This window comes from Dickeya chrysanthemi NCPPB 402, from assembly GCF_000406105.1.
Classification (GTDB): Bacteria; Pseudomonadota; Gammaproteobacteria; order Enterobacterales; family Enterobacteriaceae; genus Dickeya; species Dickeya chrysanthemi.
On the sequence record NZ_CM001974.1, the window covers coordinates 1,842,442 to 1,868,708 of the forward strand.

A 26,267-nucleotide genomic window follows, 5' to 3' on the forward strand; every position below is an offset into this window, starting at 1 on the left:
CGAAGGCGATGGAGTGACGTGGTAGGTTGCCGCCCATTTAGTGGGCGTATCTGGCGTGGGATAGCGTTTATTTATATTGCATATTTTTGTATTTGTGTATTTTGTTGCTTTTGGTGTAGGGTAATGCTCATCAGGCGGCGCCGGAGAGCCGGTGGCCATCACGCGTTGGGCATATTACTTTCAATCTGGAGTCATCATGGCGACACGTTCAACCATTATGGATACCAACAGCTTTCGGGCGGAACACGCCGCGGCACTCACCGACGACATCCGCACGCTGACGGAAAAACGCGGCAGAGTACTGGGGGATTCTTACCGGCTTTTCTACCGTAAGCCGGTGCATCTGGTGCGCGGTGAGAAGCAATACCTGTGGGACGCGGCAGGCAACCAGTATCTGGACGTGTACAACAACGTCGCCAGCATCGGCCATTGCCACCCGGCGGTGATTGAGGCGGTACACGCGCAGATGTGCCAGCTCAATACGCATACCCGTTATTTGCACGATCGTATTCTGGATTACACCGAAGAGTTGCTGACGTTGGTGCCAGCGGCTATCACCAAGGCGATGTACATGTGCACCGGCTCGGAAGCCAACGATCTGGCGATTCGGGTAGCGCGCGCTTACAGCGGCGGCACCGGGATTATCGTCACCCGCGAGGCGTATCACGGCACCAGCGAGCTGACGTCCGGCGCGTCGCCGGCGCTGGGCAGCGGCCAGCCGATCGCCGCCACCACCCGACTGGTGCCGGCGCCGGATCGTTATCGTGTCGATGCGCCGGACTTAGGCGTCTGGTTTGCCAATCAAATCCAGCAACAGATCGATGACATGGCCGCGCACGGCATCAAATTTGCGGGTTTCCTCGCCGACTCGATTTTCTCTTCCGACGGCGTGCTGCCGGGGCCGGCCGGTTATCTGCAGGCCGCTATCGACGTGGTACATGCGAACGGCGGCATTTTTATCGCCGATGAAGTGCAACCGGGTTTTGCCCGCACCGGCGACGCCTTCTGGGGCTTTGCCCGTCACGGCATCGTGCCGGATATCATCACCATGGGAAAACCGATGGGCAACGGTATTCCGGTTTCGGCGTTGCTGGCGAAACCGGAGGTACTGGCGGCATTCAGTGATGAGATTCCCTATTTCAATACCTTTGGCGGTAACCCGGTATCGATGGCGGCGGCACAAGCGGTGCTGACGGTGATTCGTGAGGAGAAACTGCAAGAGCACAGTAAAGTGGTGGGGGCCCAACTGTTGAAGGAACTGGCCGGGCTGGCGGATCGTCATGCCAGCGTTGGCGATGTTCGCGGCGCCGGGCTGTTTATCGGTTTCGAGTTGGTTAGCGATCGCGACCACAAAACGCCGGACAAAACACGAGCGCTGAACGTTATCGAACATCTGCGCGAGCAGCGTGTGTTGACCTCGGTGGCCGGCCCGCATGGGAATGTTCTGAAACTGCGCCCGACGCTGGCGTTTCAGGCGCATGACATCGACTGGCTGGTCGGGGCGCTGGACAAGGCGTTGAGTGCGACCGCCTCCTGACCGTGGCGTTAAGGATGTCCCGGTGGGCGCGGCGGTAGCGCCTGAACGTAATATTGCCCGAATACGGTGTGAGGCTTTCCTGGCGTTTGTGCTGCATCACACCGTCAGCGGGAAAATGTGTAATAGCCATTTTTCCACTGACGGTTTTGTGGCACATTAGCCGCCTTGTCAATCACATCATCGGGCAGGTTGTCGCTCCCTAACCGGCAACTGCACAAGGAACTTGCAATAACAATGAAATGGTTTACTCCACTAGCGCTGGCGGTTGGCCTGGCCTGTAGCCCGATTTGGGCGCAAACGTCCCTGCAGCAGACCGCGCCACAGGCGGCTCCCGCCCAGCAACAACGCGATGCTTTCGTTAGCGATTTAATGAAGAAAATGACGCTGGATGAAAAAATAGGCCAGCTTCGTTTGATAAGCGTCGGGCCGGATAACCCGAAACACGCTATCCGTGAGATGATCCGCAACGGTCAGGTCGGTGGGATTTTCAACACCGTTACCCGGCAGGATATCCGCGTGATGCAGGATCAGGTGATGCAACTCAGCCGCCTGAAAATTCCGTTGTTTTTCGCCTATGACGTGGTGCACGGCCAGCGTACCGTGTTTCCGATCGGGTTGGGGTTAGCCTCCAGTTGGGACATGAGCGCCGTCGAGCTGTCGGCGAAAATTGCTGCTTATGAAGCCACCGAAGACGGCCTGAACATGACCTGGGCGCCGATGGTGGATATCACCCGCGATCCGCGTTGGGGCCGGGTCTCCGAGGGGTTCGGTGAAGATACCTATCTGACCAGCGAAATCGCCCGCGTGATGGTGAAAGGCTTTCAGAGCGACGACCTGACCGGCCGCCATTCGCTGATGACCAGCGTGAAACACTATGCGCTGTATGGCGCGGCGGAAGGCGGACGCGATTACAACACCGTCGATATGAGCCCGCAGCGCATGTTCCAGGATTACATGCCGCCGTACAAAGCGGCGATTGATGCAGGCAGCTACGGCGTCATGGCGTCGCTCAACTCCATCAACGGTGTACCGGCCACCGCCAACCGCTGGTTGCTGAAAGATGTGCTGCGCGACCAGTGGCACTTCAAAGGCATCACTATCAGTGATCACGGCGCCATCAAAGAGATGATCAAGCACGGTGTGGCGGCAGACCCGAGCGATGCCTCGCGTATCGCGGTGCAGTCCGGCATCGGCATGAGCATGAGCGACGAGTATTTCGTGCGCTATCTGCCGGATCTGGTTAAACGCGGGCTGGTCAGCATGAAGGATATCGATGATGCCTGCCGTCAGGTGCTGAACATGAAATACGATATGGGCCTGTTCGAGGATCCGTACCGTCATCTTGGCCCGGCCGGTTCCGACCCGGTGGATACCAACGCCGAAAGCCGTCTGCACCGCGAAGAAGCGCGTGACGTGGCTCGCCGCAGTCTGGTGTTGCTGAAAAACCGTCTTGATATTCTGCCGCTGAAAAAATCCGGCACTATCGCGGTCGTCGGGCCGCTGGCCGACAGTCAGCGCGATATTATCGGCAGTTGGTCGGCCGCCGGACGTAAGGCGCAGGCGGTCACCGTGTATGAAGGCATTCGTAAAGCCGTGGGGTATAACACTCGCGTTTATTACGCCAAAGGTTCGAATGTCACCAATCATCCGGGGTTGCTCAAATTCCTGAACGAGTACGATGAGTCTGTCGTGGTTGACCCGCGCTCGCCGCAGGCGATGATTGACGAAGCGGTAGACGTAGCGAAGAAATCCGACGTAGTGGTTGCGGTGGTGGGGGAATCCCAGGGGATGGCGCATGAAGCGTCCAGCCGTGCCAAAATCACCATTCCGCCGGAACAGAAAGCGCTGATTTCCGCGCTGAAAGCCACCGGCAAGCCGCTGGTGCTGGTGCTGATGAATGGCCGTCCGCTGGACCTGAGCCGTGAAGATCAGCAGGCGAACGCGATCCTGGAAACCTGGTTTAGCGGTACCGAAGGCGGCAACGCCATCGCCGATGTGCTGTTTGGCGATTATAACCCGTCCGGTAAGCTGCCGATGACCTTCCCGCGCTCGGTGGGGCAAATCCCGATGTACTACAATCACTTGCCGACTGGTCGTCCGTATTCGGCAGACGCGCCCAACAAGTACACCTCGCATTATTTTGATGAAGCCAACGGCCCGCTGTATCCGTTCGGTTATGGCCTGAGTTACACCACCTTCGATGTGTCGGACGTGAAACTCTCCAGCCCGACCATGAAACGCAACGGCAGCATTAAAGCGTCGGTGACGATTACCAACACCGGCAAACGCGCCGGCGAAACCGTGGCACAGCTGTATCTGCATGATGTGGTGGCGTCAATCAGCCGTCCGGTGAAAGAGCTGCGCGGCTTCCAGAAGGTGATGTTGCAGCCGGGTGAAAGCCGCACGGTGACGTTCACCCTGTCGCCGCAGGATTTGATGTTCTACAACGCACAGATGCAGCAGGTGGCGGAGCCGGGCAAGTTTGATGTGATGATTGGGCTGGATTCCCAGCGCGTGAAAACCAGCAGCTTTACCTTGCTGTAAGCGCCTGTTGTTTTGACTTGAGGTAGAAAACGACGGCCCCTGAGATGATGTTCCCAGGGGCCGGACAGGAAAACCGGCTGCGCTATAACAGGCGGCCGGATCTAACCGGTTTGGCGTCAGCCGCCGTGCACGATAATGATATACCCCACCAGCATCACGCCGCCGATGCCACCTAACGCGCACAGCGCAAACAGGCTGACGACCCCCAGTTTTTTGATATTCATCCGGTTATCCTTTTGTTACGTCCCGGTAATGGTTACGTCCCGGCGATTATAGAGCCTCCGCCACCGGATACAAGCCAGCCGCATGTGTCGGCGTCAATCCGTTACGGCGTTGATAAATTTACGGCGTTGATAAATGTGACAATGTCACAAATTTGGTTATTGACTAGGGTTACTGACGTTGCCGCCGGTCTGTGGGACAATACCGGCCAGATTGAACGACAGTGAGATGGCATGACCCTGACCCCCGCGTTAAAGCAGCAGATTGGCGAATGGTATAAAGCGCTGCAACAGCAGATTCCCGATTTTGTCTCCCGTGCGCCACAGCGCCAGATGATTGCCGAGGTGGCGAAAGCGCTGGCAGGCGATTATCCGCGTCATCTGGTGATCGAAGCGCCGACCGGTGTGGGTAAGACCCTGTCTTATCTGATCCCCGGCATTGCCGTCGGCCGGGCAGAGCTGAAAACGCTGGTCATCAGCACCGCCAACGTGGCGTTGCAGGATCAGATCTTCAACAAAGATTTGCCGTTGCTGCGCCAGTTTATTCCTGAACTGAAGTTCACTGCGGCGTTTGGCCGTGGGCGTTATGTGTGCCCGCGCAATCTGGCGGCGATGGCGACCGACGCGTCGGCGCAAGGCGATCTGATGCTGTTTATGGATGACCACCTGCCGTCCAGCCGCGAGGACCAAACCACTAGCGCCCGGTTGCAACAGGCATTACAAAGCTATGCCTGGGACGGACTGCGTGACCATTGCCAGGAGTCGATCGACAATGCGCTATGGCAGCGCCTCAGTACCGACAAGGCCAATTGTCTTGGCCGCAACTGCCATTATTACCGCGAGTGCCCATTCTTCCTCGCCCGCCGGGAAATTGAAGACGCCGACGTGGTGGTGACCAACCACGCGCTGGTGATGGCGGCGATGGAAAGCGATTCGGTGTTGCCGCAGGCGAAAAATATGCTGCTGGTGTTGGACGAAGGCCACCACGTGCCGGATGTGGCGCGCGATGCGCTGGAGATGTCCGGTGAGGTGACGGTCAGTGCGGTGCAGCACCAGATGGATCAACTGATTCAGCAGGTCGGGCTGTGTCTGGCGCAGTTCCCGCCCAAGTCGCCGCCGCGGCTAATGCAGCCTGACCGATTGGGCGAGCACTGTGGCGAAATACGAGAGCAGTTGCAACTGTTCGAGCGCCTGAGCAGCCTGTTTTTACCGCCTGCCCAGCCGGACGCCGATTACCGTTTTCCGATGGGGGAACTGCCGGAAGAGATGCGCGAGTGCTGCAATCGGCTATGCAAACTGGCGGATAGCCTGCGTGGGCTGGCGGAATACCTGCTGAATGATTTGGCGGAAAAAACCGGTAAACATGATGTGGTCAAGCTGCATCAGGCGATGCTGCGCATTAGCCGGCTGAACGGTTACTGGGAGTCGCAAAGCAAGTTATGGCGGCTGGCGGCGCTGGAGAAATCCTCTAATGCGCCGGTGTCGAAATGGCTGCTGCGGGAACGGCGTGACAACCAGTTGCATCTCTACTTTCACTGCGCGGGTATTCGCGTGTGCGACCAACTGGACCGCTTGCTGTGGCGCAATTTGTCGCATGTGGTGGTCACCTCGGCGACATTGCGTTCGCTCAACAGCTTTTCCCGTCTGAAGGAACTCTCCGGGCTGGATGAAGAGGAAGGCGATACCTTCATCGCGCTGGATTCACCGTTTAATCACCGTGAACAGGGTAAACTGGTGATCCCGCGAATGCGTCATGAACCGCTGATCGCGCAGGAAGCGGAACATCTCGCCGAGATGGCGCGGTTTTTCCGGGCTGAACTACAGCGGGAAGCCCACAAGGGCATGTTGATGTTGTTCGCCAGCCAACGGGCGATGCAGCAGTTTCTGACCGAAGTGCCCGACCTGCGGCTGATGCTGCTGGTGCAAGGCGATCAGCCGCGCTATCGACTGGTAGAGCTGCATCGCCAACGTGTACGGCAGGGGCAAACCAGCGTGCTGATCGGCCTGCAATCCTTCTCTGAAGGACTGGATCTCAAAGGAGCATTGCTGTCGCAGGTGCATATCCATAAGATTGCGTTTCCGCCGATAGACAGCCCGCTTGTCCTCACCGAAGGCGAGTGGCTAAAAAGCCTCAAACGTCACCCGTTTGTGGTGCAGAGCCTGCCGAGCGCGTCGTTTAGTTTGATCCAACAGGTCGGCCGATTGATCCGCAGTCACGACTGTTTCGGTGAAATCGTCATCTACGACCGTCGCTTATTGACCAAAGGCTACGGCGCCCAGTTACTGGCTGCGTTACCGGTATTTCCCATCGAACAGCGTGCGATGCCGGATGAGATGCCGGATGATAAGTAGCTTGCCGTCGGGTTATCAGCCGCATTAACAGTCAGTTATGACGGTTTAGCCGGCGTCGGTTGCGGGAGCGGCAACGGCGATTTCACGCTTCCTCCGCGGCCAATTCATGCTATGTTTCCAATGCGTTGTCTTGCCATGACCGGCACCGTCGGTGCGCCCGGTCGATGAAAATCGTTTAACCGTCGCCTTACCCGTGAGAGCACATTATGGATTACACCCGAATCATTAAAGAGGTTGGTCGTGGCAAAAATCATGCACGCGATCTGAGCCAGGACACGGCGTATCAGCTGTATGGTCACATCCTGAATGATCAGGTGCCGGAGTTGGAGCTGGGCGGGTTGTTGATCGCATTTCGGATTAAAGGCGAGTCCGAAGCCGAAATGCGCGGTTTCTATCAGGCGATGTGCGAGCAAACGCTACACCTGTCTGCGCCGGCCGGCAGAGCGATGCCGGTGGTGATCCCCAGTTATAACGGCGCACGTAAACAAGCTAATCTGACGCCATTGCTCGCGCTGTTGCTGCACCGACTGGGGCTGCCGGTGGTGGTGCATGGCGTCAGCCACGACCCAACCCGCGTGACCAGCGAGGCGATCTTTCGTGAACTGGGCATTGCGCCGGTTAACGATGCACAGACGGCGCAGCAGCGACTCGATCAGGGCGATGTCGTGTTCATGCCGGTGTCGCTGCTCTGCCCTGCTATCGAACGTCAGTTGGATCTACGCTGGCGTATGGGGGTGCGCAATAGCGCGCATACGCTGGCCAAGCTGGCTACGCCCTTTGGGGAAGACGCCGCGTTGCGACTGGCGAGCGTATCGCATCCGGAATATGTCGGCCGGGTCGGCACCTTTTTTCAGGACATCCGCGGCCGCGCGTTATTGATGCACGGCACCGAAGGTGAGGTTTACGCCAACCCGCAGCGCTGCCCGGATATTTATTCCATCCGTGAACAGCGCAACGACCTTTTGCAGGTGCGTCAGGATATCACCGTCGATCGTTCAGCCCTGCCTGCTGATAAAGAGGCGGTGGCGACGGCTCGCTGGACGCAAGCGTGCCTGGCGGGGGAGCAACCGATACCACAGGCGATTCGGCTGCAACTGGCGTGTTGTCTGGTGGGAACCGGTGAGGCAGCCTCCATGGAGCAGGCGGTCTCGGTAATACCAAAGCGATTGGGTTGAACATAACGATTAACAATAAGAGGGAACAACCACATGCAACAGGCCAAGGCGTATTTTGACGCCCTTAACCGCGACTATCTGGCGGTGCATCAAACCAAAGAAGATCTCTTCTGGCAACGTTATATGGGAACCGGCGACGAGACCGTCTCTTCCCGTTTCGCGCAAGCGGAAAGCGTCTGGAAACGTTTTATTTCGCAGTCTTCCCGGCTGGCCGAATTGCGGCAACATATTGCGACGGTGGAGGCGGCACCTGCCGACGAAGCGCGCGACGCCTTGCTGCACGGCTTGCGCGGTTGGTATCGCTTTTTTGACTGTAATGTGATTGAAGACCCGCAGGCACAGGCGCTGATGGATGAGCTGATTGCCGCCGAACACGACCTGTTTTCCCGCCGTAAAACCTACCAGCCGACCCATCTTAATGAGCGGGGCGAGCGGGTTTCCGCGTCGTTGGGCGAGTTGCTGACCAACCAGGCCACCAATGATAACGAGGAATACCGACGCAGCTCGCAGCAGGCGCTGCGTGAGCTGGAACAGTGGCTGGTGACGCACGGATTCCCGGCGCTGGTCAGTTTGCGCAATCGCTTTGCGCGCCAGATGGGCTATCGCAATTACTTTGATTACAAGGTGAACAAAACCGAGCGGATGACGCCGGAGCAATTGTTCGCCATTCTCGATTGCTTCGAGGAACAAACCCGCGAGGCCAATCTGCGTAGCCTGCGTCAGTTGGCGGCGGAAAAGGGCGAGTCGGCGTTACAGCCGTGGAATGTGCGCTATGCCAGTACCGGCGATGTCACCCGTCAGATGGACCCGTATTTCCCGTTTTCCGCCTCGTTGTCTCGCTGGGTCAACAGTTTCAAACGGTTGCATGTCGACTTCAGCGGCGCACAGATGCAGCTCGACCTGCTGGTGCGTAAAGGCAAATATGAAAACGGTTTTATGCACCAGCCGGTGCCGCCGTTTGTCGATCAGGGACGGTGGCTGCCGGCGCGCATCAATTTTACCAGCCTGGCGCAGCCGGATCAGGTCGGCAGCGGCGCTATCGGCATCAACACGTTGTTTCATGAAGGCGGCCACGCCGCGCATTTCGCCAACATTCGCCAGAATGCGCCTTGCTTTGCGCAGGAGTTCCCGCCGACGTCAATGGCCTACGCCGAAACCCAATCGATGTTCTGCGATAGCCTGTTGCAGGATGCCGACTGGCTCAAGCGCTATGCGCATAATTTACAGGGCGAGCCGGTGCCCGATGCCTTAATTCAGGTGGATATCCGTGCACGTCAACCGATGCGGGCCTTCAACGAGCGCCATATTTTGCTGGTGCCGTATTTCGAATGGCAACTGTACTGCATGGATGACGATGCGCGTACGCCAGAGGCGATTTTGCAACTGGCGCGTGATATTGAGCAGCGTATTATCGGCATCAGCGGTAGCCCGCGCCCGACGATGGCGATCCCGCATTTGCTGTCGATGGAGTCGGCCTGTTCGTATCAGGGGTATCTGCTGGCGCAGATGGCGGTAGAGCAAACGCGGCATTTCTTCCTGCAACGCGACGGTTATCTGACGGATAACCCGGCGATTGGTCCGGACCTGACGCGTCACTACTGGCAGCCGGGCAACAGCCTGAGCCACGATGAAACGTTACGCAGCCTGACCGGCGAAGGGTTCAATCCGGACTATCTGGCGCATGAGTGCAACCTGACGGTAGACGAAGCCTGGCAGCAGGCGCAGGCCGCCATTGCCGCGGCGATGGCGCGTCCGCAACCGGCGGCGGATTTCTCGCTCAATGCCCATATCCAGGTGGTGGATGGCGGTATGGTGCTGGCGGACAATCAAGACGGCGATGACGCCATGTGCCAGGCATTCGCCCGTGCCATTGAGGATACCTATCCGCTTCATGCCTGAGTGCGCAACGCCGTGGCGGTGCCGCGGCGTTTACTGTTGGCGTGCTTGCTTTTTGAACCCCATCACTCTTTTGTATCGCTAAACCGGCGCGGCTCTCTCGCGCCGGGGGGAACCCGCGCCTATACTGGTCTGGCGGTATCCGCAATGAAAGTGCCTGTTATTAAAAAAGTTTCACCGAACTGTCATCAGCAACGCTTAGGCTGATGCGGTTTCTTATCTTTGACGATAATCCGTGACAATAAAAAGGACATATCATGCGCTATTCTTACGTGTTTATGGCAGTGGTGTGCTCGCTGACGGCAGCCCAGACGCAGGCTGCATCCCGTAGCGATTCCCAACTGCCGCAAATCAGCGTGCTGCAAACCACCACCGAGGCCAGCAATAGCGCCCCGGTGATTGAAATGCAGCAACAGGTGCAGCAATACCTGCAAAAAGCCTTGCAGGGAACCGCGCCGAAGCTGACTCGCGCAGTACTGGATAAAGCGCCGGATCAGGGTGAGCCGCAGGGCGACATGAAATGGCTGAAAGCGACCGGTTATGTGTTCAACCCGAAAGACCAGCAGCAAGCCAGCGTGAAACTGCTGGAAGGGTTCAGAACGCTGCCCACGGCGGTGTTGGAGAAAAACCTGGCGACGGTGGAACGCATCAATCTGGAGTCGACGTTGGCGTTGCGCCAAAAAGCGCTGATTGATGCGGAAAATACCCGTTATCTGTATGCTCTGGCGGAAGCGCTGGGGCCGAAGCTGGGCAAGGCGTTTCTCGATGTTTATCAAAAAGGTGAGATAGGGAAAGCCGCCGCGCTGATCAAGGCCACCAACGTCAGTACCTCCGCGGCGAAAAACGCGTTTGACTACCCGCGCCCGTTCAGACAACCGGGTAATAGCATTCATCTGGTGCCGGATACCGCCGTTGTCGCAGACAACGTCCGTTACACGGCGTCAGGCGGTTCGTTCCCCAGCGGCCATACCAACGGCGGCTATAACGATGCGTTGTTGCTGGCGCAGATGCTGCCGGAACGCTTTGTGCCGCTTCTCGACCGCGCCGCGACTTACGGCTATTCCCGTCAGGTGTTGGGCGTGCATTTCCCTCTGGATGTCATCGGCGGGCGCATGACGGCGCAGCGCAGCGTGGCGCATTTCCTGAATGACCCGAAATACCGTGTATTGTTCAACGAAGCCAAAACCCAGTTGCGCGCTGCGCTGGAGAAAGCGTGCGGCACCACGCTGGCCGAATGCGCCAAACCGCAGGGTAAAAACGATCCGTACACCGACCCGGCGATGAAGTCGTTCTACCGTTACACCATGACCTACAATTTGCCGATGGCGAAGGTGAAAGCCCAACCGGTCAAGGTGCCGGAAGGTGCGGAAGTTCTGCTGGAAGGGCCGTTGCCGCAGTTAAGCGCTGCCCAGCGCCGGGCGTTGATGGCGAAAACCGCGATTGCCGACGGCTACCCGTTATCTTCCGGCGGGCCGGACGCCAATTTCTGGCAACGCCTGAACCTGCATGATGCGGTGGCAGCGGCGAAGAAATGAAGAAATGAAGAAATGAAGAAATGAAGATGATTCCCCCTGAAAAGGGGGAAATCATGGCAAGTAAAATAGCCTATTGAGAGAGGCTCGAAGAGAGGCGAAGTTCGCGCCTCTCTTTTTTTTTGCGCATACCAAACCGTTTTGCGCATACCAAGCCGCAACCGATGCGATTAACGCGTAATACCGACGTTATCAAAACTGACTTTGCCGTGGCTGTTGTTGTGCGATGAAAGCGCCAGCCCGACATACAGCGTATCGTTCATATTTTGATTGATGGTCTTATTGAGCGTGGTCCAGCTCTGCCCGTCGTTGGACACCTCGGAGATAAAGGCGTTGCCGTCGCGGGTTAGCCGTAACCAGGTGGGTTGACTGCCGTGCTCGGATTTGGCGAACGCTCCGCGGCTGCCGGTGGCGCTGGCTTCTTTGCTGCGCCATTGCGACATCGGGCCGGAAGAGGCGATATAGCCGGTCAGCATGTAAGCGCTGCTCTCGGAGAGGGTGTTGCGCATCATCACGCCGGCTTTGGCGTAAGGATCGCTGTAGCGCAGGTCGATCAGGCGCGCGGTAATACTGCCGTCGCCTTTCAGTTTCTGATAGACGAAATTCACGCTGTCGCCGGCGGCCCACATGTCGCCGTTTTGCGCTTCCAGCGCTATCACGTCCTGGTCTTCGCTGGCTGTACCGGAGGCGGCGGCTTTGCCGATATCCTGTTGTGTCCAGTCGGCGCTGAGCGGGGCGGCGGGCGGAGTGGTGACGGTGACCACGTTGGAGTAGGCGGAGTCTCCGGCCTGATTGTAGGCTTTTACCCGGAACGCATAAGTTGTGCCGGGGGCCAGCGTGCCTACTTCGACGGAAGTCGCGCCCGGCCCCAGCGATTCGGCGCTGGTATAGACCGCACCGGCACCATAGGCGCGGGGTGTGGTGTCATAGGCGCCTTCGCCGAAGGTTCCGGCATAAGAATACTCCACGATAAAGCCACGCTCGTTATCCGAACAGTCGTTCCAGTCCAGTTGCACCACTGAACTTGAGACGACCCCGACCGTCAGGCTATCGGGAGACGACGGTGGTTTATCGTCGCCGGTATACGGATCCAGCGAGACCCCGTCACGCAGTGTGGCGGCGTTGATGCGATGGCGGGTCGCCGCCAGTCGGTTGTTGACGTCGGTCAATGTCAGCGGGGTGATGCTGATGTCGTAATCCACCGTACCTTCGCGCTGCGTTAAGGTCGCGGTGCCGTCCAGATAGAAAATTTCATTGAGCCACAGGCTGGGCATCACTTCGCCGTTGCCGGCGGGTGCGCCGACGGTAAAGGGAACCAGCGGGTTGCCGGTGCTGGTTTGGGTGCCGGCGTTCCAGACGCCGGAGCGACCGGGCGTGCCGTCAAGGCGGTAATCCGGTGCGTAGCGATCGGTTAACGCCACTTTTTTGATGATGCCTTGCGAGGCCGTTACCAGCGGTGCATTTTCCGCCAGCAAGGTGCCGCCGCGGTTAAAATAGTTTAGCTCCCAGTGCATCAGAAAGTAGCCCTGACCGGTGAGCGTCAGGTGCTCGCCGGCGTGTAACAGCAGGTATTTCCCTTCCTTTGCGCCTTTAATCGGCTCGACGTATTTATTGGCTTCGCCGTCATTGTCGCCGACCAGCGTGACGCCGGTTGCCGCCGGCCGCTGGTACAGGCCATTCATCTTTGGATAAGACAGCTCCTGAGAGTCCTTATCGACGGCCATGAGGCTGGCTGAGGCAACCGAGCCAGCGCAGCGCTGTGTGTCGATGGCGGGGTGGGCGTCGTCAGCGAACCCGTATGCGCTGAACAGCAATCCGCCCATCAGGGCGCTGAGTCGGCGTCGGGAAAGGCGAGAACGGGTAGTTTTCATGCGTACATCCTGGTGAACTGATAACGTGTTGATTTAAAGGTGATATTGATAATGACGGGTAACGGCTTCGGGCAGCGTATAGCAATCGGTAAAAAATGCCAAATCTATTGGATTGGTTTCCGGAATGTTCGTATCTCGGTTAATGTCCGTATCCCGGTAAATGTTCGTATCCCGGTTAGTGAGGTTCGGCATAAGGAATCGGGCGGTCAGGGGATCAGCATCGTGTCAACGCCAACGTGGACGGCAGCCCGTTTCAGGGCCGCCGTCAATGTGCTATCAGGATACGTGTTGCAGGAATTCGCGCAGACGATCGCTGGGCGGATTCGAAATCAACGCATCCGGGTGACCGTCTTCGGCAATCCGGCCTTTATCGATGAAGATCAGGCGTGAGGCCACTTTCTGGGCGAAGCCCACCTCGTGGGTCACGATGACCATGGTCATGCCTTCTTCGGCCAGATCTTTCATCACGTTCAGGACTTCGTGACGCAATTCCGGGTCCAGCGCCGAGGTGGGTTCGTCAAACAGCATCAGCTTCGGTTTGACCGCCAGTGCACGGGCGATCGCCACCCGCTGTTGCTGACCGCCGGAAAGCTCGGACGGGTAGTGGTGGGCGCGTTCCGCCAGACCCACTTTGCCCAACAGCTCACGCGCCAGCTTCTCCGCATCGGCTTTGCTGGCGCCGCGTACGCGAATCGGGCCGAAAGCCACGTTTTCCAGCGCCGTCAGGTGCGGGAACAGGTAGAACTGCTGGAACACCATGCCGGCTTCCTGACGAATCAGGCGCTCATCCACTTTCGGATCGTTGACGGTCAGGCCGTCCACCACCAGCTCGCCGCTGGTAATCTCTTCCAGCTTGTTGATGCAACGCAGCAGGGTAGATTTACCGGAGCCGGACGGCCCGATAATCACCACCACTTCGCCCTGATTGATGTTCAGGTTGATGTCGTGCAGCACTTGCGTCTGGCCGTAGTGTTTCGATACGTTTTTAAATTCAATCATATAATTTTCAGTCTTCTTTCCAGCCAGCGTAAAACCATGCTCAATGCCAGCGTGATCACCAGATAGATCACGGCCACCGCACTCCAGATTTCTAACGCGCGGAAGTTACCGGCAATGATTTCCTGCCCCTGACGGGTCAGCTCGGCAACGCCGATGACGATGAACAGCGAGGTGTCTTTGATGCTGATAATCCATTGGTTGCCCAGCGGCGGCAACATGCGGCGCAGTGCCAGCGGCGCGATAACATGACGCAGCGTGTCGCGACGAGACAGCCCCAGCGCCAGGCCGGCTTCGGTAAAACCTTTATGGATAGACAACACCGCGCCGCGGGTAATCTCGGCGATGTAGGCGCCCGAGTTGATCATAATCGTGACCACGGCCGCGCTAAATGGGTCGATACGTACCGATGTCAACAGCATCGGCAGTGCGAAATAGATAAACATCACTTGCACGACGATCGGCGTGCCACGGATGATTTCGATAAATACCAGCGCGATACGGTTGGACAACCAGCCGCCGTAAACGCGGGCGAATCCTGCCAGTACGCCAATGATTAGGCCACCCAACAAACCCAGCACGGAAATCAGCAGGGTCATTTTGGCCCCTTCCAGCAACAGGGGGATAGATGGCCAGATGGCACTCCAGTCAAACTGCATGAACATTCTCCAGCAATATAACGCCGCAATAACACGGTGCCGCACGGCCTCGCCGTCGGCACCGTAAGTCATCGCCAGGTCGTTATTTTTTATTCAACTCATTATTTCGGTTCGGTGCCGAACCATTTTTGGTAGAGGGCGGCGTAGGTGCCGTTGTCGCGCAGAGTTTTCAGCGCGCCGTTCACCTTGTTGCGCAGATCGTCGCTGCCTTTCGGGAACGCGATACCATACTGTTGCGCTTTGATGGAGTCGCCGACGGCTTTGAATTTGCCGTTGCCGGCGGTTTTGATGAAATAGAGAATGTTCGGCGTATCGTGCAACACCGCGTCGGCACGGTTGGTGCCCAGCTCCAGATAGGCGTTGTCGATGTTGGGGAACTGACGCAGTTCCTTGGTTTTGATGTTGGCTTTGGCGTAGTCGACCGAACCGGTACCACTCTTCACCGCCACCACTTTACCCGCCAGATCCTGCTCGCCTTTAACATCCTGATTATCCGCACGCACCATCACCAGCAAGCCGCTGTTGTAGTAGCCGTCAGAGAAATCGATTGCGCGTTTACGCTCTTCGGTAATGGTGATGCCGGCCAGAGCCAGGTCCACATTACGGGTTTGCAGCGCCGGGATGATACCGCTGAAATCCATCGGTTTCAGGGTGTAGGTCAGGTTCAATTGCTTGGCGATGGCATCCCACAGGTCGATGTCGAAACCGACGTATTTATCGCCTTGTTTGAATTCAAACGGTACGAATGCCGTATCGGTCGCGACGATCAGCGGTTTCTCAGCTGCCTGACCGGACAGGCTAAAGGCCAGCGCAAGTGCGGCCAGTGAAGCTTTAAATAACGATTTCATCAAAACGTCCTTCCTCTCGTTGGTTATATATTCCACTGTCTTACCGCACCTTGCGGATGTGCTGTGTCAACCTCTGGCATACAGGCATGAGGCCGATGACCTGACATCGGTTGTGATCGACCGCCGTACTGCCGTTCAGAGTGCGGTGGATAAAACAGGGGGAGTCGTTGCCAAAACAGGACGGGTAGACCCGCTAATTTATTATGGTGCTTCCATCAGAAACGCCTATGGAACGCGCTGCTATGAATAACTGAATTGTGCAGGGGACACAACCGTTGATTACGTCCGAAGGGCAATATTGCTAACAAGCGCTAATTTTTTGTACATTTTTTGGCGCACATACCAGCAATTTGCGTGGTGATGCAAAAAAAATGCATATTATTTCATTTCTGCAACGGTGGGTTTATCTGCGGAAAACGGCATGGATGAAATGGGCTAAAGGGGCGAATTGCCGTAAATACCTGAAGAAATCCGGCGGGCTGGCCGCCGGTCATTATTGATGAATTATTCGATGTTGGCTTCGATAAACCACAGATACTGATCCAGATCGCGGGACGCGGCGGTGAGCATATCTGCGGTATCTTCGTCCTGCGCCTGGCTGATGGCTTTGCGCACGGTATTGGCGACGACCGCATAGCGATCCGCCAGCGCTTTCAGATGGTCCTGCACACTGTGGATCGTCAGCGGGTAGCTCCCCAACGCGGTTTTCTCGTGCACAACCTGAACCGTGCCGGTTGCCACGCCGCCCAACTGCACCACGCGTTCGGCGAAGGTGTCCAGATGCGTAATCAGCGAGGTGCGGAAGGTATCCAGCATTTCATGGACGGCGATGAAGTTGGCCCCACGCATGTTCCAGTGTGCTTGTTTGGTGATCAGCGACAGATCGGTAAAGTCCACGACCAGCTGATTGAGCAGGGCGATGGTCGAGGCTTTAACGTTATCGTCCAGATCGTTACGGGTGAAAATAAGGCCGGTAGGTGCGGCTTTTACCAGTTTGGCTGTACGCATAGTATTATCCTCTTTAATTGCTGTCATGACTGATGATGATTCTGGCTGTCAACGGAACGAATTATATCAGCCGGTATAAGCAGAGGATGCTTAGTTCGGTCTATTACAGGAATAGACGCCGACAGCGCGGCCATTGATGATATTTCCCGAGTGTAATAACGACGTTTTGGAAAACGTGACGATAAGCTTCGCGTTTATTTAGGAAACGACGGGTTCGACGCGCTTTTTTACGCTGAGCGTGGTGCCCAGCGAAGCCATGATAATAAACGCCAGCGCCAGCCATTGGGTGAGCGTCAGGTGTTCATTGAGAAAGAGAATGCCGGACATTGCCGCGACGGCAGGCTCCAGACTCATCAACGTACTGAAAGTCCGTGTCGGCAGCCGGGTCAACGCCAGCATTTCCAGTGTGTACGGCAGAGCCGTGGACAGCAAGGCGACGGCAATACCTATAGGTAAGACATTGAGGGAAAACAGGGTGTTGGCGTCGGAAAACAGTAAACCGACCGGGCAGTATATCAGCGCGGCGATCAATGAGCCCATCGCTACAGTCCCGGCACCGTGGTTGGCGCCGGCCTTTTGGCCGAACAGAATATAACCGGCCCAGCAAGCACCGGCGCCAACCGCACAGGCGGCGCCGACGAAATCGACATTGTCGATATGTTGCCCAAGCGGCAACAACAACCACAGCCCGGCGGCGGCCAGCACTACCCAGATAAAGTCCGGCAAGCGGCGTGAAGCGAGAATCGCCACCGCCAGCGGCCCGGTGAATTCCAGCGCCACCACAATGCCGAGAGGGACGGTACGCAACGCCAGATAAAACAGATAGTTCATGCCGCCCAGGGTGATGCCATACACCAGCAACGGCAGCCTTTCTGAACCGAAGCGTAATCGCCAGGGCCTGAACACCACCAACAGAATCAGCGAACCGATGGCCAGGCGTAATGCCGTCATGCCCGATGCGCCGACCAGCGGAAAGACCCGTTTAGCCAGCGCGGCACCGGTCTGGATGGACAACATCGCGATCACAATCAGTAATACCGGCAGCAGTACGGAGTTTCTTAATGCGGGAATCAAGGTCATTGCAGGGCCTTAACATTCAGAGAGCCTATCCCATTAGGGCTATTTTACTTGCCATTTTGGCCCTGGGCAGTGCTCGAAATCCTCACGTACTCCGTGTACGTTCCGGTTTACTCGCTGCGCTCGCCCGTTGGGCCGGACAAAGAGCTTTGTCCGTTCAACATGCGTTGCATGTTGTCTCTGCGGCTGTCCGAGTCCAAACTGGCTGCGCCAATGACGCCTACTGGAATAGGCTCTCAGTATGACAAGCAGAAAAAGCAGGCAATAAATGAACAAATTATTCGGGGTTAGTTTACTCTTGTTGACCTTAATTTACTCTCAATTTGAAAATCTTTTTTTGATATAAAATCAGCCTGAAAATTAATCAAAAAATTAAGAAAACTCCGCATCGGCGCGGCAGGTGTTATTTATTTTTTTATGTCGAAGTGAACTTTATTTTCACTTTTAAAACAATATGTTAATTTGATTTTGAAAAATATTGTTACATGTTTGGCCTAATTGAAAAATAATAACCAGGCGGCATGTGCCCTAATTTTTTGTTATATTTGCCTCGCTTAAATCTTCTTTCGTAAGATAATTCGAGGCATATTATGAAAAAATCGCGTGTCTTTCCGCTTTAGCTTGTGTTCTGGCTGTAAGCGCAGGTTCCGCAGTGGCTGGTGAAAGCACTGTATCTCTTGGTTATGCTCAGGGCGACGCTCAGAGTCAAATGAACAAACTGCCGGGCTTCAACCTGAAGTACCGTTATGAGTTCGACAACCAGTTTGGCGTGGTGGGTTCTTTCACCTACCTGCAAGACAGCCAGACTACCGACGGTGTTTACAATAAAGCGCAGTACTACGGTTTCAGCGCTGGTCCGTCTTTCCGTTTCAATGACTGGGCGAGCATCTACGGTCTGGTGGGTGTGAGCGCAGCTAAATTTACCGCCAACAACACCAACGGTTCTTCCAACAACAGCACCAGCGATGCCGGCTTCGTATACGGTGCGGGTCTGCAGTTCAACCCGGTTCAGAACGTTGCTTTTGATGTCGGTTACGAGCAGAGCCGTATCCGTAGCGTTGACGTAGGCAGCTGGAACGTGGGCGTAGGCTACCGTTTCTAATTGCCTGCTGTATTTCGCGCATGACGTGAACGCAGCAGCGTGAGGCACGGGCGTTAAACCCCGTGTGCTGAGAAATCCGCCCAAACGGGCGGATTTTTTATTATTACTGCGGCAAACCCGCCAGCAATTTCCTCAGTAATTGATTGAGCTGATGCTGTTCTTCGTCATCTAACGACGCCAGCAACTGCCGCTCGTTCTCGACATGCAACGTCAGCAGCGTCTCCATCAAGGCAAGCCCTTTTTCCGTCAGTGTCACCAGCGTGCCGCGTCGGTCCTGCGGGTTGCTTTGACGCGCCACCCATTCGGCCTGTTCCAGCCGATCAATGCGATTCGTCATGCCGCCTGATGACATCATCAGCGTTTCGTACAGTTGCGTCGGCGTCAGCGCATAAGGTGTTCCGCTACGTCGTAACGTCGCCAGTACATCAAACTCCCCAGGACGTAAACCGAAGCGTGCGAATAACGGATTGAGGTGATCCCGTTCAAGTCGCAATGAGGCTTCAAACAGCCTTCCCAGTAGTTGCATCGGGAAGGGATCAATGTCTGGCCTTTCTCGTTGCCATTGTTCGTAAGCGTTATCTGCCCGAGTTGTCATAAGTGTAATTTATCTTGACGTTAAGATTCTTTTTGTGAAGATATTATACGGATAATAGATACGGCTGCTCAAGCATCAGGACGTTATAGGGAGCGTTATGTCACACTCGATTCGTACCAGGTCACGGTTTTTTGTTGTTGCCACCGTCATCCTGCTTGGACTAAACCTGCGGCCGGTACTGGCCGGCGTCGGTCCTTTACTGTCGCGCATTCAGGCGGCTACCGGTATGGGAGATACGCAAGCCGGCCTGTTGACCACCTTGCCGGTATTCGCGATGGGCCTCTGCGCGCTCTATGGTGGGTGGCTACAATCCCGGTTGGGGGAATACCGAGGCATCGGCATCGGTATCGTGGGGATCGCGGTTGCCTGTCTGCTGCGCTGCTGGCTTACAGGTACAATCGGGTTGTTGTTAACCGCGGCGATGGCCGGTATCGGCATTGCGTTGATTCAGGCCTTAATGCCATCGTTTTTACGCCGTAGTTTCAGCCGGCAAAGCAGTCGTCTGATGGGATTGTATACCACCGCGATTATGGGCGGCGCCGCGCTGGCCGCCGCCAGCATTTCTCCACTGGCGGATATTATCGATTGGGATGGCGCACTGGCTCTGTGGGGCGGGTTGGCGACGCTGGCGGCCATTGCCTGGATGATCACCGTCTCGCTTGACCCACTCCCCCAGGCTGCACCACGCAAAAACGACAGGTCTGCGCCGTCGCGCAACCGGGCCTGGGCGTTGATGATCTTTTTTGGCATCGGCACCGGTGCCTATACATTGGTTCTGGCCTGGCTGCCGCCGTATTACACCCAGCTTGGCTGGAGCCCCGCTCATAGCGGGCTGTTGCTGGGCGGTTTGACGCTTACCGAAGTGGTGGCCGGGTTAGTGGTTTCATGGCTGATTAATCACTTTCCGGACCGGCGTTATCTGCTGCTGCCGGTGTTGCTGCTGTTGCTGCTGGGTATGGCGGGGCTAATACTGGCGCCGCAGACGTTGGTGTTGCCGATTATGATTGCCCTGGGGCTGGGGATCGGCGCGCTGTTTCCGTTGTCGCTGATTATCGCGCTGGATCAGGTGGATGATCCGCGCCAGGCCGGGGCGCTGATGGGGTTCGTACAAGGCGGCGGTTACCTGATAGCCAGCCTGATGCCGCTGCTGGCCGGCGTCATCAGGCAGTATACCAGCGGGCTGGAACAAGCCTGGCAGGTGATGGCGGCAGGCGTGGCGGCGCTGATTCTGATGGCGCTGCGTTTTGGGCCGCGCTATCGGATGACTGAATCGGCTTAACGGCGCGAAAATGCCAACTGCGGCGTCAGGAACAGGTTGCGGAAATATTCCCGCACCGCCTGCATCGCCGGAGTAAATTCCGCATCACGATACCAGGCCAGTCCGACACTCATAGGATGAACGCTGTTGGTCAGCGAGCGCGTTTCGATGCGCCGCCCTTCCAGTGACCAGGGGCGGTACACCAGATCGGACAGGATCGCCACACCCAGTCCATTCGCCACCATGCTGCGTACCGCTTCAACGGAACTGGTGCGCAGCATCACCTTCGGGCGATGTCCACTCAATTCCCAATAACGCATGGCGCTGTGATCCGCTTCATCCACCGTCAGCATGATGAAGGGTTCGTTAGCGACATCCGCCAGACTGACTTCCGGTTGGTCGCATAACGGGTGGCGGCTCGGCAGCCATAAGCGCCGTTCCGAGTTGAACAGTGTTTCCGAGGTGATTTCCGGGTGCGTGAGGTTAGCGGTCAACACCAGCGAGAGATCCAGAGAACGGTCCAGCAATCCTTGTTCGATGTCCTGCCGCTCGCGCTCGTTGAGATGAATGGCGACGTGAGGAAAACCGTCTGACAGCCGTTGCAGATGAAAGGGCAGAAAATAGCCCATCACTGTATAGCTGGCGGCGATATTGAGCGAACCGCTGATGCGATTATCGGTCAGCGGAATGTTCATCGCGTCATCAACGCTACGTAACACCGCGTAGGCGTGATTGAGAAAGTAGCTGCCGTTCTCGGTCAGCGTCATGCCATGCACCGATCGCAGGAACAGCGGTTTTCCCAGCAGGTTTTCCAGCTCCTGAATCGCCGTCGTCACCGCTGACTGCGAAATATTGAGATGAATCGCCGCTTGTGAGATTTGCCCCGTTTCGGCGGTGGCGATGAAGTAGCGGATCTGACGCAATGTCACCATAACCAGTTCCTTTATCAGTGAGCGTTCTGTTTTTCAGATAGTGAACGTTCTGAAAATACGTCTTTCCGAATGGAAAATTGTGGCTCTATATTATTTTTAAACAAAACCATCACAAATAAGAAATAATTATGAAATATGAAATCGATCTGAATTCCGATATGGGCGAAAACTTTGGTCCCTGGAAAATAGGCGATGACGTCGACCAGGAGATTATGCCTTATATCAGTTCCGCCAATATTGCCGCCGGATTTCACGCCGGCGATCCGACAACGATACGGCAGACGATTGAATGGGCCAGGGAAAATGACGTAGCGGTGGGGGCCCATCCCGGGTTTCGCGATCTGGTGGGGTTTGGCCGGCGGCATATTCATAGTCAGCCGCAGGAAATGGTCAATGACATTCTGTATCAACTGGGCGCATTGCGGGAATTTACCCGGCTTTATCAATTACCGTTGCAGCATGTCAAACCGCATGGTGCGCTGTATATGCATTTGGCCCGAGATCGCCCGGCTGCGCAATTGTTTGTCGAAACCCTACACCGGCTGGACCCTGAATTACGGTTATTTTGTCTGCATGGGTCCTTGGTATGGCAGGAAGCGAAAAAGTTACAACATCCTGTTATTTGTGAATTTTATGGCGACAGAGAGTACGATGCCAGCGGTTCTATCGTCTTCACCCGTCGCGTCGGCGCGCTGGATCCGGCCAGGGTGGCGTCAAAAGTGGTGCGTGCCTGCTTAGAGGGCAAGGTGACCTCGATCGATGGCGAGGATATTTCCGTCGAGTTTGAGTCGGTGTGTATTCACAGCGATACACCCGGCGCATTGGCATTAATTAAAACGACGCGAGAGGCGTTGAATAACGCCAATATTCACGTGCGTTCGCCACTGCAAAATAGTGTTAATCATTGGTAATTGATAACGAATTACAAGGAGTGGGACTAATGAAAACATATGAAGTTTGTTCTCCTTTACCGGGTATTTTTTATCGCCAACCCGCGCCGGACACCCCGGTATTTATTGAAGAAAATACCGCGGTTACGGCGAATACGGTAATTGGGTTGGTTGAGGTAATGAAACAGTTCAGTGAAATTTATGCCGAACAGGCAGGGGAGTTAGTCTCGTTTTGTGTCAATGACGGGGATGCGTTAGAGCCGGGCCAGGTTATAGCCATCATAAAAATCGATGAATAACGCTCAACACGACCATACAGCCTAATTATTACGTCATCAGGAGGGCAGCGACGATGCGTCAGCCGATCAGAAAATTGCTTATCGCCAACCGGGGGGAAATTGCCGTCCGCATTATTCATGCCGCACGCAGTCTGGGGATGACCTCGGTAGCCGCCTGCAGCGAAGCCGACATCGATTCGTTGCCCGCGCGTCTGGCGGATGAAACGATACTGCTGGGGCCGGCGCGCGCCGACCAGAGTTACCTGAATCAGGCCGCGGTGCTGCAAGCCGCCAAAGACAGCGGAGTGCAGGCGGTGCATCCGGGATACGGCTTTTTGTCCGAGAATGCGACATTTGCCGCAGCGGTGGAGCAGGCCGGGCTGGTGTTCGTCGGCCCGACGGCGGAAACCATCCGCCTGATGGGTGACAAAGCCGAAGCGCGGCGCACCGCGCAGGCCGCCGGGGTGCCGGTGGTTCCCGGTTCCGGGGTGTTGTCGTCGTTGGAGGCGGCGTTGCAGGCCGCGGCGGAGATAGGTTATCCATTGCTGATCAAAGCGGCGGCAGGCGGCGGCGGACGCGGGATTCGGGTCGTGAATAATGAGGACGACCTAAAGCGGGAATTGCCGATCGCCCAAAGCGAAGCGAAAGCGGCATTTGGCTGTGGGGATGTCTATCTGGAGTTGTTTATTCGCCACGCTCGCCACATTGAAGTGCAAATTTTGGGGGATGGCGAACGGGCGGTGCATTTGTATGAACGTGAATGCTCGCTGCAACGCCGCCGCCAGAAAGTCTTTGAGGAAGCGCCTTCACCGGCGCTTTCATCGACGCAGCGCGACGCCTTGTGCCGCAGCGCCTTGCAACTGGCGCAACAGTTGCGTTATCGCAGCGCCGGTACGCTGGAGTACCTGTTCGATACCGAGCGAGAGCAGTTCTATTTTATCGAAATGAACACGCGGATTCAGGTCGAGCACCCGGTGACGGAGCGGGTAACCGGCGTCGATTTGGTGCAGTGGATGCTGCGTATCGCCGGTGGTGAACCGCTGGATCTGCGGCAGGAGGCGATTGGTTTGCGCGGACATGCCTGTGAAATGCGCATCAATGCGGAAGATCCGGCGCGTAACTTTTTTCCTTGTCCCGGCGTGGTAGACACGCTGACGTGGCCGCAAGGCCCCGGTATCCGTATCGACAGCCATCTGTTTAGCGGTTACCGCATCCCACCGTATTACGATTCCCTGCTGGCAAAACTGGTGGTGTCGGGTGCGGACCGTACGCAGGCGCTGGCTCGTGCTGAACAGGCGCTGCGCCAGTTGCGCATCGGCGGTGTGACCACGACGCAGTCGCTGCACCAGTGGCTGCTGGCTGATCCCCGGCTGCGCGCCGGTCACTTTGATACCACCTCGCTGGAAAGCTGGCTACAGGTGCGGGAAACCGACACGCTGCCGCTGACGAAGGAGGCCTGAGATGACGTTTCCCGCAATACGTTACACCTTCGGCGGTGATGAGCACCTGTTTGCCGAAATTGACCAGGCGATGTCGCTGGGCGCATTTTTTCGCGGGCTGGCGATGACCCGTGCGTTGGAACAGCAGGCGTTGCCTGGGGTACTGGATATTTGCCTGGCCAACGCCTCTTTTCAGGCGCGCTTTAATCCAGACGTCATCGCACCACAGGCGTTGCTGGAGCAGGTGCGACAGACCGAAAGCCAGGCGCAGACGATGACGGTGCTCGACACGCGCATCATCGAAATTCCGGTGCTGTATAACGACCCCTGGACCCACGACACCCTGATGCGTTTTCGTGATCGTCACCAGGAGCCGGCGGCCACCGATCTGGAATACGCCGCCCGAATCAACGGTTATCAGGATGTGGCGGCATTTATTGCGGCGCACAGCGGCACGCCGTGGTTTGTGTCGATGGTGGGGTTCGTGGCGGGATTACCGTTCATGTTCCAGATGGTCGAGCAGGCGCAACAGCTTCAGGTGCCGAAATACCTGCGACCGCGCACCGATACCCCCAAACTGTCGCTGGGGCATGGCGGCTGTTTCGGCTGTATCTACTCGGTACGCGGGGCGGGCGGCTATCAGCTGTTTGGTGTGACCCCGGCGCCGATTTACGACCCGGAACAACGGCTGGATTACTTGCAACCCTCGATGGTGTTTTTCCGCGCGGGCGACATCGTGCAGTTTAAGCCTATCGATCTGGCGCGTTATGAGCAGGATGTCGAGGCGGTGGCGACGGGGCGCTTCAGCCTGCGTATTCGCCCGGTCACCTTTGAGCTGGATAAATTCCTCGCCGACCCAACCGGCTATAAACACTATCTTCAGGGGGTGCTGTATGCAGCGCAGTAGCGAGCGGACCTCGGGCGTGCGGATCAACGTTATCCGGCCCGGACTGGCGACCTCAATACAGGATACCGGCCGCGAGGGGTATTACCATCTCGGCATTCCGCCATCCGGCGGGTTGGATCAGTATTCGCTGCGGTTGGCGAACCTGCTGGTGGGAAACCCGGTACAGGCGGCGGTGTTGGAAATGACGCTACTGGGGCCGGAATTACAGTTTGAAGGTGATGCGATGGTGGCGGTATGCGGCGCACGCATGTCGCCGTTGCTGGACGGCGAAGCGATGCCGATGAATACCACCTTTGCGGTGCGTGGCGGCCAGGTGTTGCGGTTCGCCCCGACCACGGCAGGCTGCCGCGCCTATCTGGCGGTTGCCGGCGGGATTGCGGTGCCGGAGGTGTTGGACAGTCGCTCAACCTATGCGCTCGGCGCGCTGGGCGGTTATCAGGGGCGGCGGTTGGCCGCCAACGACGTGTTGCCGGTCGGTATGCCGATACGCCAGGTCGCCCCCGATATGACGGTGCCGGCGGATTGTCTGCCACCGCTGGAGAAGCAGGTGACGTTGCGTATGGTGACCGGGCTGTATATCCATCGGCTCACCCCGGCCGCCGTCGAGCAGTTTTTCGCCGACGAGTGGCGGGTCGGCACCGAGGCCGACCGCATCGGTTATCGTTTGAAAGGCGGCGCGCCGCTGGCGTTTGAACCGCGTACACCGCCATTTGGCGCAGGCTCAGACCCGTCCAATATCGTGGATGCCTGCTACCCCATCGGTTCGGTGCAGGTGCCGGGCGGACTGGAGCCGATCATTCTGTTACGCGACGCGGTATCCGGCGGCGGCTACATGACGCTGGGGACGGTGATCAGCAGCGATCTGGACCTCATCGGGCAGTTACAGCCACATTATAGCGTTCGCTTTACGCCGGTATCGCTGGAGGACGCATTACTTGCCCGCCAGCACTATCGCCACCGCCTTGAGCGGTTGGAACAGTTGTTAACGCGCTGATTTCAGACAGCCCCGCCGGATTGCACCCCGCGCCAACACCAGGGCCAATGGTATCGGCGGGGCGTGTCTGACTCTACCGAATGCATCACTGACCGTGCGGTATTGCCGTCACGGCGGGTGCGTTCGGCCTCAAAACCTGCTGCGGCAGGATCATCA

General features: G+C 56.9%; 23 protein-coding genes. 14 read left to right on the top strand and 9 right to left on the bottom strand.

Annotated elements, in window-relative coordinates:
* Window positions 1-196 precede the first annotated feature (196 nt).
* Together DCH402_RS08300 and bglX are read left to right on the top strand one after the other, a co-directional pair.
* Window positions 197-1,537, top strand: a complete 1,341-nt coding sequence (locus DCH402_RS08300) for an aspartate aminotransferase family protein (RefSeq protein ID WP_040000673.1) — start codon at window positions 197-199, stop codon at window positions 1,535-1,537.
* Window positions 1,538-1,771: 234 nt separating this feature from the next.
* Entirely contained in the window at window positions 1,772-4,081 is a 2,310-nt protein-coding gene (gene bglX / locus DCH402_RS08305) for a beta-glucosidase BglX (RefSeq protein WP_040000674.1), read from the top strand.
* A gap of 116 nt (window positions 4,082-4,197) precedes the next feature.
* Here the strand turns inward: bglX and DCH402_RS23045 are convergent, their stop codons facing one another.
* Window positions 4,198-4,305 carry a membrane protein gene (locus DCH402_RS23045; protein ID WP_012770198.1) on the bottom strand — a complete coding sequence of 36 codons (108 nt, stop codon included), beginning with the start codon at window positions 4,303-4,305 and terminating at the stop codon, window positions 4,198-4,200.
* Between the two features lie 231 nt (window positions 4,306-4,536).
* Here DCH402_RS23045 and dinG point away from each other — a divergent pair, with 231 nt between their 5' ends.
* The 4 genes from dinG (at window position 4,537) to DCH402_RS08330 (ending at window position 11,260) form a co-directional block, all read left to right on the top strand.
* Window positions 4,537-6,654 (top strand): ATP-dependent DNA helicase DinG, encoded by a 2,118-nt coding sequence (dinG, locus tag DCH402_RS08315; protein ID WP_040000675.1) that lies wholly within the window; start codon window positions 4,537-4,539, stop codon window positions 6,652-6,654.
* A gap of 206 nt (window positions 6,655-6,860) precedes the next feature.
* Window positions 6,861-7,829 carry a DNA-binding protein YbiB gene (ybiB, locus tag DCH402_RS08320; protein WP_040000676.1) on the top strand — a complete coding sequence of 323 codons (969 nt, stop codon included), beginning with the start codon at window positions 6,861-6,863 and terminating at the stop codon, window positions 7,827-7,829.
* 33 nt (window positions 7,830-7,862) lie between these two features.
* Window positions 7,863-9,728 (top strand): M3 family metallopeptidase, encoded by a 1,866-nt coding sequence (locus DCH402_RS08325; RefSeq protein ID WP_040000677.1) that lies wholly within the window; start codon window positions 7,863-7,865, stop codon window positions 9,726-9,728.
* A gap of 254 nt (window positions 9,729-9,982) precedes the next feature.
* Complete coding sequence (locus DCH402_RS08330) at window positions 9,983-11,260, top strand: acid phosphatase (protein ID WP_040000678.1); 1,278 nt, start codon at window positions 9,983-9,985, stop codon at window positions 11,258-11,260.
* A gap of 167 nt (window positions 11,261-11,427) precedes the next feature.
* On the opposite strand, the gene DCH402_RS08335 is transcribed toward DCH402_RS08330, so the two are convergent.
* The 4 genes from DCH402_RS08335 to glnH all read right to left on the bottom strand — a co-directional run bounded on the left by DCH402_RS08335 (window position 11,428) and on the right by glnH (window position 15,631).
* Window positions 11,428-13,128 carry a DUF1349 domain-containing protein gene (locus DCH402_RS08335; protein ID WP_040000679.1) on the bottom strand — a complete coding sequence of 567 codons (1,701 nt, stop codon included), beginning with the start codon at window positions 13,126-13,128 and terminating at the stop codon, window positions 11,428-11,430.
* A gap of 276 nt (window positions 13,129-13,404) precedes the next feature.
* A complete protein-coding gene (glnQ, locus tag DCH402_RS08340; protein ID WP_012770192.1) occupies window positions 13,405-14,127 on the bottom strand; it encodes a glutamine ABC transporter ATP-binding protein GlnQ in 723 nt (240 codons plus the stop codon).
* Window positions 14,124-14,783: a glutamine ABC transporter permease GlnP gene (glnP, locus tag DCH402_RS08345; protein WP_040000680.1), complete on the bottom strand. Its 660-nt coding sequence runs from the start codon at window positions 14,781-14,783 to the stop codon at window positions 14,124-14,126. The genes glnQ and glnP overlap by 4 nt, the downstream gene beginning before the upstream one ends.
* Before the next feature lie 101 nt (window positions 14,784-14,884).
* Window positions 14,885-15,631: a glutamine ABC transporter substrate-binding protein GlnH gene (gene glnH / locus DCH402_RS08350; protein WP_027712358.1), complete on the bottom strand. Its 747-nt coding sequence runs from the start codon at window positions 15,629-15,631 to the stop codon at window positions 14,885-14,887.
* 371 nt (window positions 15,632-16,002) lie between these two features.
* On the opposite strand from glnH, the gene DCH402_RS23280 reads away from it, so the two are divergent.
* Window positions 16,003-16,131: a hypothetical protein gene (locus DCH402_RS23280; RefSeq protein WP_264085398.1), complete on the top strand. Its 129-nt coding sequence runs from the start codon at window positions 16,003-16,005 to the stop codon at window positions 16,129-16,131.
* Between the two features lie 4 nt (window positions 16,132-16,135).
* Here DCH402_RS23280 and dps read toward each other — a convergent pair whose 3' ends face one another.
* Complete coding sequence (dps, locus tag DCH402_RS08355) at window positions 16,136-16,639, bottom strand: DNA starvation/stationary phase protection protein Dps (RefSeq protein WP_027712357.1); 504 nt, start codon at window positions 16,637-16,639, stop codon at window positions 16,136-16,138.
* A 198-nt stretch (window positions 16,640-16,837) separates the two neighbouring features.
* Window positions 16,838-17,719, bottom strand: a complete 882-nt coding sequence (gene rhtA, locus DCH402_RS08360; RefSeq protein WP_040000681.1) for a threonine/homoserine exporter RhtA — start codon at window positions 17,717-17,719, stop codon at window positions 16,838-16,840.
* A gap of 595 nt (window positions 17,720-18,314) precedes the next feature.
* Here rhtA and ompX point away from each other — a divergent pair.
* Window positions 18,315-18,818, top strand: a complete 504-nt coding sequence (ompX, locus tag DCH402_RS08365) for an outer membrane protein OmpX (RefSeq protein ID WP_040000682.1) — start codon at window positions 18,315-18,317, stop codon at window positions 18,816-18,818.
* Between the two features lie 103 nt (window positions 18,819-18,921).
* Here ompX and DCH402_RS08370 read toward each other — a convergent pair whose 3' ends face one another.
* Window positions 18,922-19,413 (bottom strand): MarR family winged helix-turn-helix transcriptional regulator, encoded by a 492-nt coding sequence (locus DCH402_RS08370; protein WP_040000683.1) that lies wholly within the window; start codon window positions 19,411-19,413, stop codon window positions 18,922-18,924.
* A gap of 97 nt (window positions 19,414-19,510) precedes the next feature.
* On the opposite strand from DCH402_RS08370, the gene DCH402_RS08375 reads away from it, so the two are divergent.
* The gene (locus tag DCH402_RS08375; protein ID WP_040000684.1) at window positions 19,511-20,692 is read left to right on the top strand and encodes an MFS transporter; all 1,182 of its coding nucleotides are present in this window, start codon (window positions 19,511-19,513) and stop codon (window positions 20,690-20,692) included.
* Here the strand turns inward: DCH402_RS08375 and DCH402_RS08380 are convergent.
* Window positions 20,689-21,603 (bottom strand): LysR family transcriptional regulator, encoded by a 915-nt coding sequence (locus tag DCH402_RS08380; RefSeq protein ID WP_027712352.1) that lies wholly within the window; start codon window positions 21,601-21,603, stop codon window positions 20,689-20,691. The two genes, DCH402_RS08375 and DCH402_RS08380, sit on opposite strands and share 4 nt — an antisense overlap.
* Before the next feature lie 128 nt (window positions 21,604-21,731).
* Here DCH402_RS08380 and DCH402_RS08385 point away from each other — a divergent pair, with 128 nt between their 5' ends.
* The 5 genes from DCH402_RS08385 to DCH402_RS08405 are packed head-to-tail and all read left to right on the top strand — an operon-like array spanning window position 21,732 to window position 26,111.
* Window positions 21,732-22,514 (top strand): 5-oxoprolinase subunit PxpA, encoded by a 783-nt coding sequence (locus DCH402_RS08385; protein ID WP_040000685.1) that lies wholly within the window; start codon window positions 21,732-21,734, stop codon window positions 22,512-22,514.
* Between the two features lie 29 nt (window positions 22,515-22,543).
* Window positions 22,544-22,792: an acetyl-CoA carboxylase gene (locus tag DCH402_RS08390; RefSeq protein ID WP_040000686.1), complete on the top strand. Its 249-nt coding sequence runs from the start codon at window positions 22,544-22,546 to the stop codon at window positions 22,790-22,792.
* 53 nt (window positions 22,793-22,845) lie between these two features.
* The gene (locus DCH402_RS08395) at window positions 22,846-24,231 is read left to right on the top strand and encodes an acetyl-CoA carboxylase biotin carboxylase subunit (protein ID WP_040000687.1); all 1,386 of its coding nucleotides are present in this window, start codon (window positions 22,846-22,848) and stop codon (window positions 24,229-24,231) included.
* A 1-nt stretch (window position 24,232) separates the two neighbouring features.
* A complete protein-coding gene (locus DCH402_RS08400) occupies window positions 24,233-25,117 on the top strand; it encodes a 5-oxoprolinase subunit B family protein (protein WP_040000688.1) in 885 nt (294 codons plus the stop codon).
* Complete coding sequence (locus DCH402_RS08405; RefSeq protein WP_040000689.1) at window positions 25,104-26,111, top strand: 5-oxoprolinase subunit C family protein; 1,008 nt, start codon at window positions 25,104-25,106, stop codon at window positions 26,109-26,111. The genes DCH402_RS08400 and DCH402_RS08405 overlap by 14 nt, the downstream gene beginning before the upstream one ends.
* The last annotated feature ends 156 nt before the right edge of the window (window positions 26,112-26,267 follow it).

Excerpts from the sequence above, each read along its gene's own strand:
- DCH402_RS08300 (WP_040000673.1), top strand. The coding sequence starts at position 197 with ATGGCGACACGTTCAACCATTATGGATACCAACAGCTTTCGGGCGGAA.
- bglX (WP_040000674.1), top strand. The coding sequence starts at position 1,772 with ATGAAATGGTTTACTCCACTAGCGCTGGCGGTTGGCCTGGCCTGTAGC.
- DCH402_RS23045 (WP_012770198.1), bottom strand. The coding sequence starts at position 4,305 with ATGAATATCAAAAAACTGGGGGTCGTCAGCCTGTTTGCGCTGTGCGCG.
- dinG (WP_040000675.1), top strand. The coding sequence starts at position 4,537 with ATGACCCTGACCCCCGCGTTAAAGCAGCAGATTGGCGAATGGTATAAA.
- ybiB (WP_040000676.1), top strand. The coding sequence starts at position 6,861 with ATGGATTACACCCGAATCATTAAAGAGGTTGGTCGTGGCAAAAATCAT.
- DCH402_RS08325 (WP_040000677.1), top strand. The coding sequence starts at position 7,863 with ATGCAACAGGCCAAGGCGTATTTTGACGCCCTTAACCGCGACTATCTG.
- DCH402_RS08330 (WP_040000678.1), top strand. The coding sequence starts at position 9,983 with ATGCGCTATTCTTACGTGTTTATGGCAGTGGTGTGCTCGCTGACGGCA.
- DCH402_RS08335 (WP_040000679.1), bottom strand. The coding sequence starts at position 13,128 with ATGAAAACTACCCGTTCTCGCCTTTCCCGACGCCGACTCAGCGCCCTG.
- glnQ (WP_012770192.1), bottom strand. The coding sequence starts at position 14,127 with ATGATTGAATTTAAAAACGTATCGAAACACTACGGCCAGACGCAAGTG.
- glnP (WP_040000680.1), bottom strand. The coding sequence starts at position 14,783 with ATGCAGTTTGACTGGAGTGCCATCTGGCCATCTATCCCCCTGTTGCTG.
- glnH (WP_027712358.1), bottom strand. The coding sequence starts at position 15,631 with ATGAAATCGTTATTTAAAGCTTCACTGGCCGCACTTGCGCTGGCCTTT.
- DCH402_RS23280 (WP_264085398.1), top strand. The coding sequence starts at position 16,003 with ATGCATATTATTTCATTTCTGCAACGGTGGGTTTATCTGCGGAAAACG.
- dps (WP_027712357.1), bottom strand. The coding sequence starts at position 16,639 with ATGCGTACAGCCAAACTGGTAAAAGCCGCACCTACCGGCCTTATTTTC.
- rhtA (WP_040000681.1), bottom strand. The coding sequence starts at position 17,719 with ATGACCTTGATTCCCGCATTAAGAAACTCCGTACTGCTGCCGGTATTA.
- DCH402_RS08370 (WP_040000683.1), bottom strand. The coding sequence starts at position 19,413 with ATGACAACTCGGGCAGATAACGCTTACGAACAATGGCAACGAGAAAGG.
- DCH402_RS08375 (WP_040000684.1), top strand. The coding sequence starts at position 19,511 with ATGTCACACTCGATTCGTACCAGGTCACGGTTTTTTGTTGTTGCCACC.
- DCH402_RS08380 (WP_027712352.1), bottom strand. The coding sequence starts at position 21,603 with ATGGTGACATTGCGTCAGATCCGCTACTTCATCGCCACCGCCGAAACG.
- DCH402_RS08385 (WP_040000685.1), top strand. The coding sequence starts at position 21,732 with ATGAAATATGAAATCGATCTGAATTCCGATATGGGCGAAAACTTTGGT.
- DCH402_RS08390 (WP_040000686.1), top strand. The coding sequence starts at position 22,544 with ATGAAAACATATGAAGTTTGTTCTCCTTTACCGGGTATTTTTTATCGC.
- DCH402_RS08395 (WP_040000687.1), top strand. The coding sequence starts at position 22,846 with ATGCGTCAGCCGATCAGAAAATTGCTTATCGCCAACCGGGGGGAAATT.
- DCH402_RS08400 (WP_040000688.1), top strand. The coding sequence starts at position 24,233 with ATGACGTTTCCCGCAATACGTTACACCTTCGGCGGTGATGAGCACCTG.
- DCH402_RS08405 (WP_040000689.1), top strand. The coding sequence starts at position 25,104 with ATGCAGCGCAGTAGCGAGCGGACCTCGGGCGTGCGGATCAACGTTATC.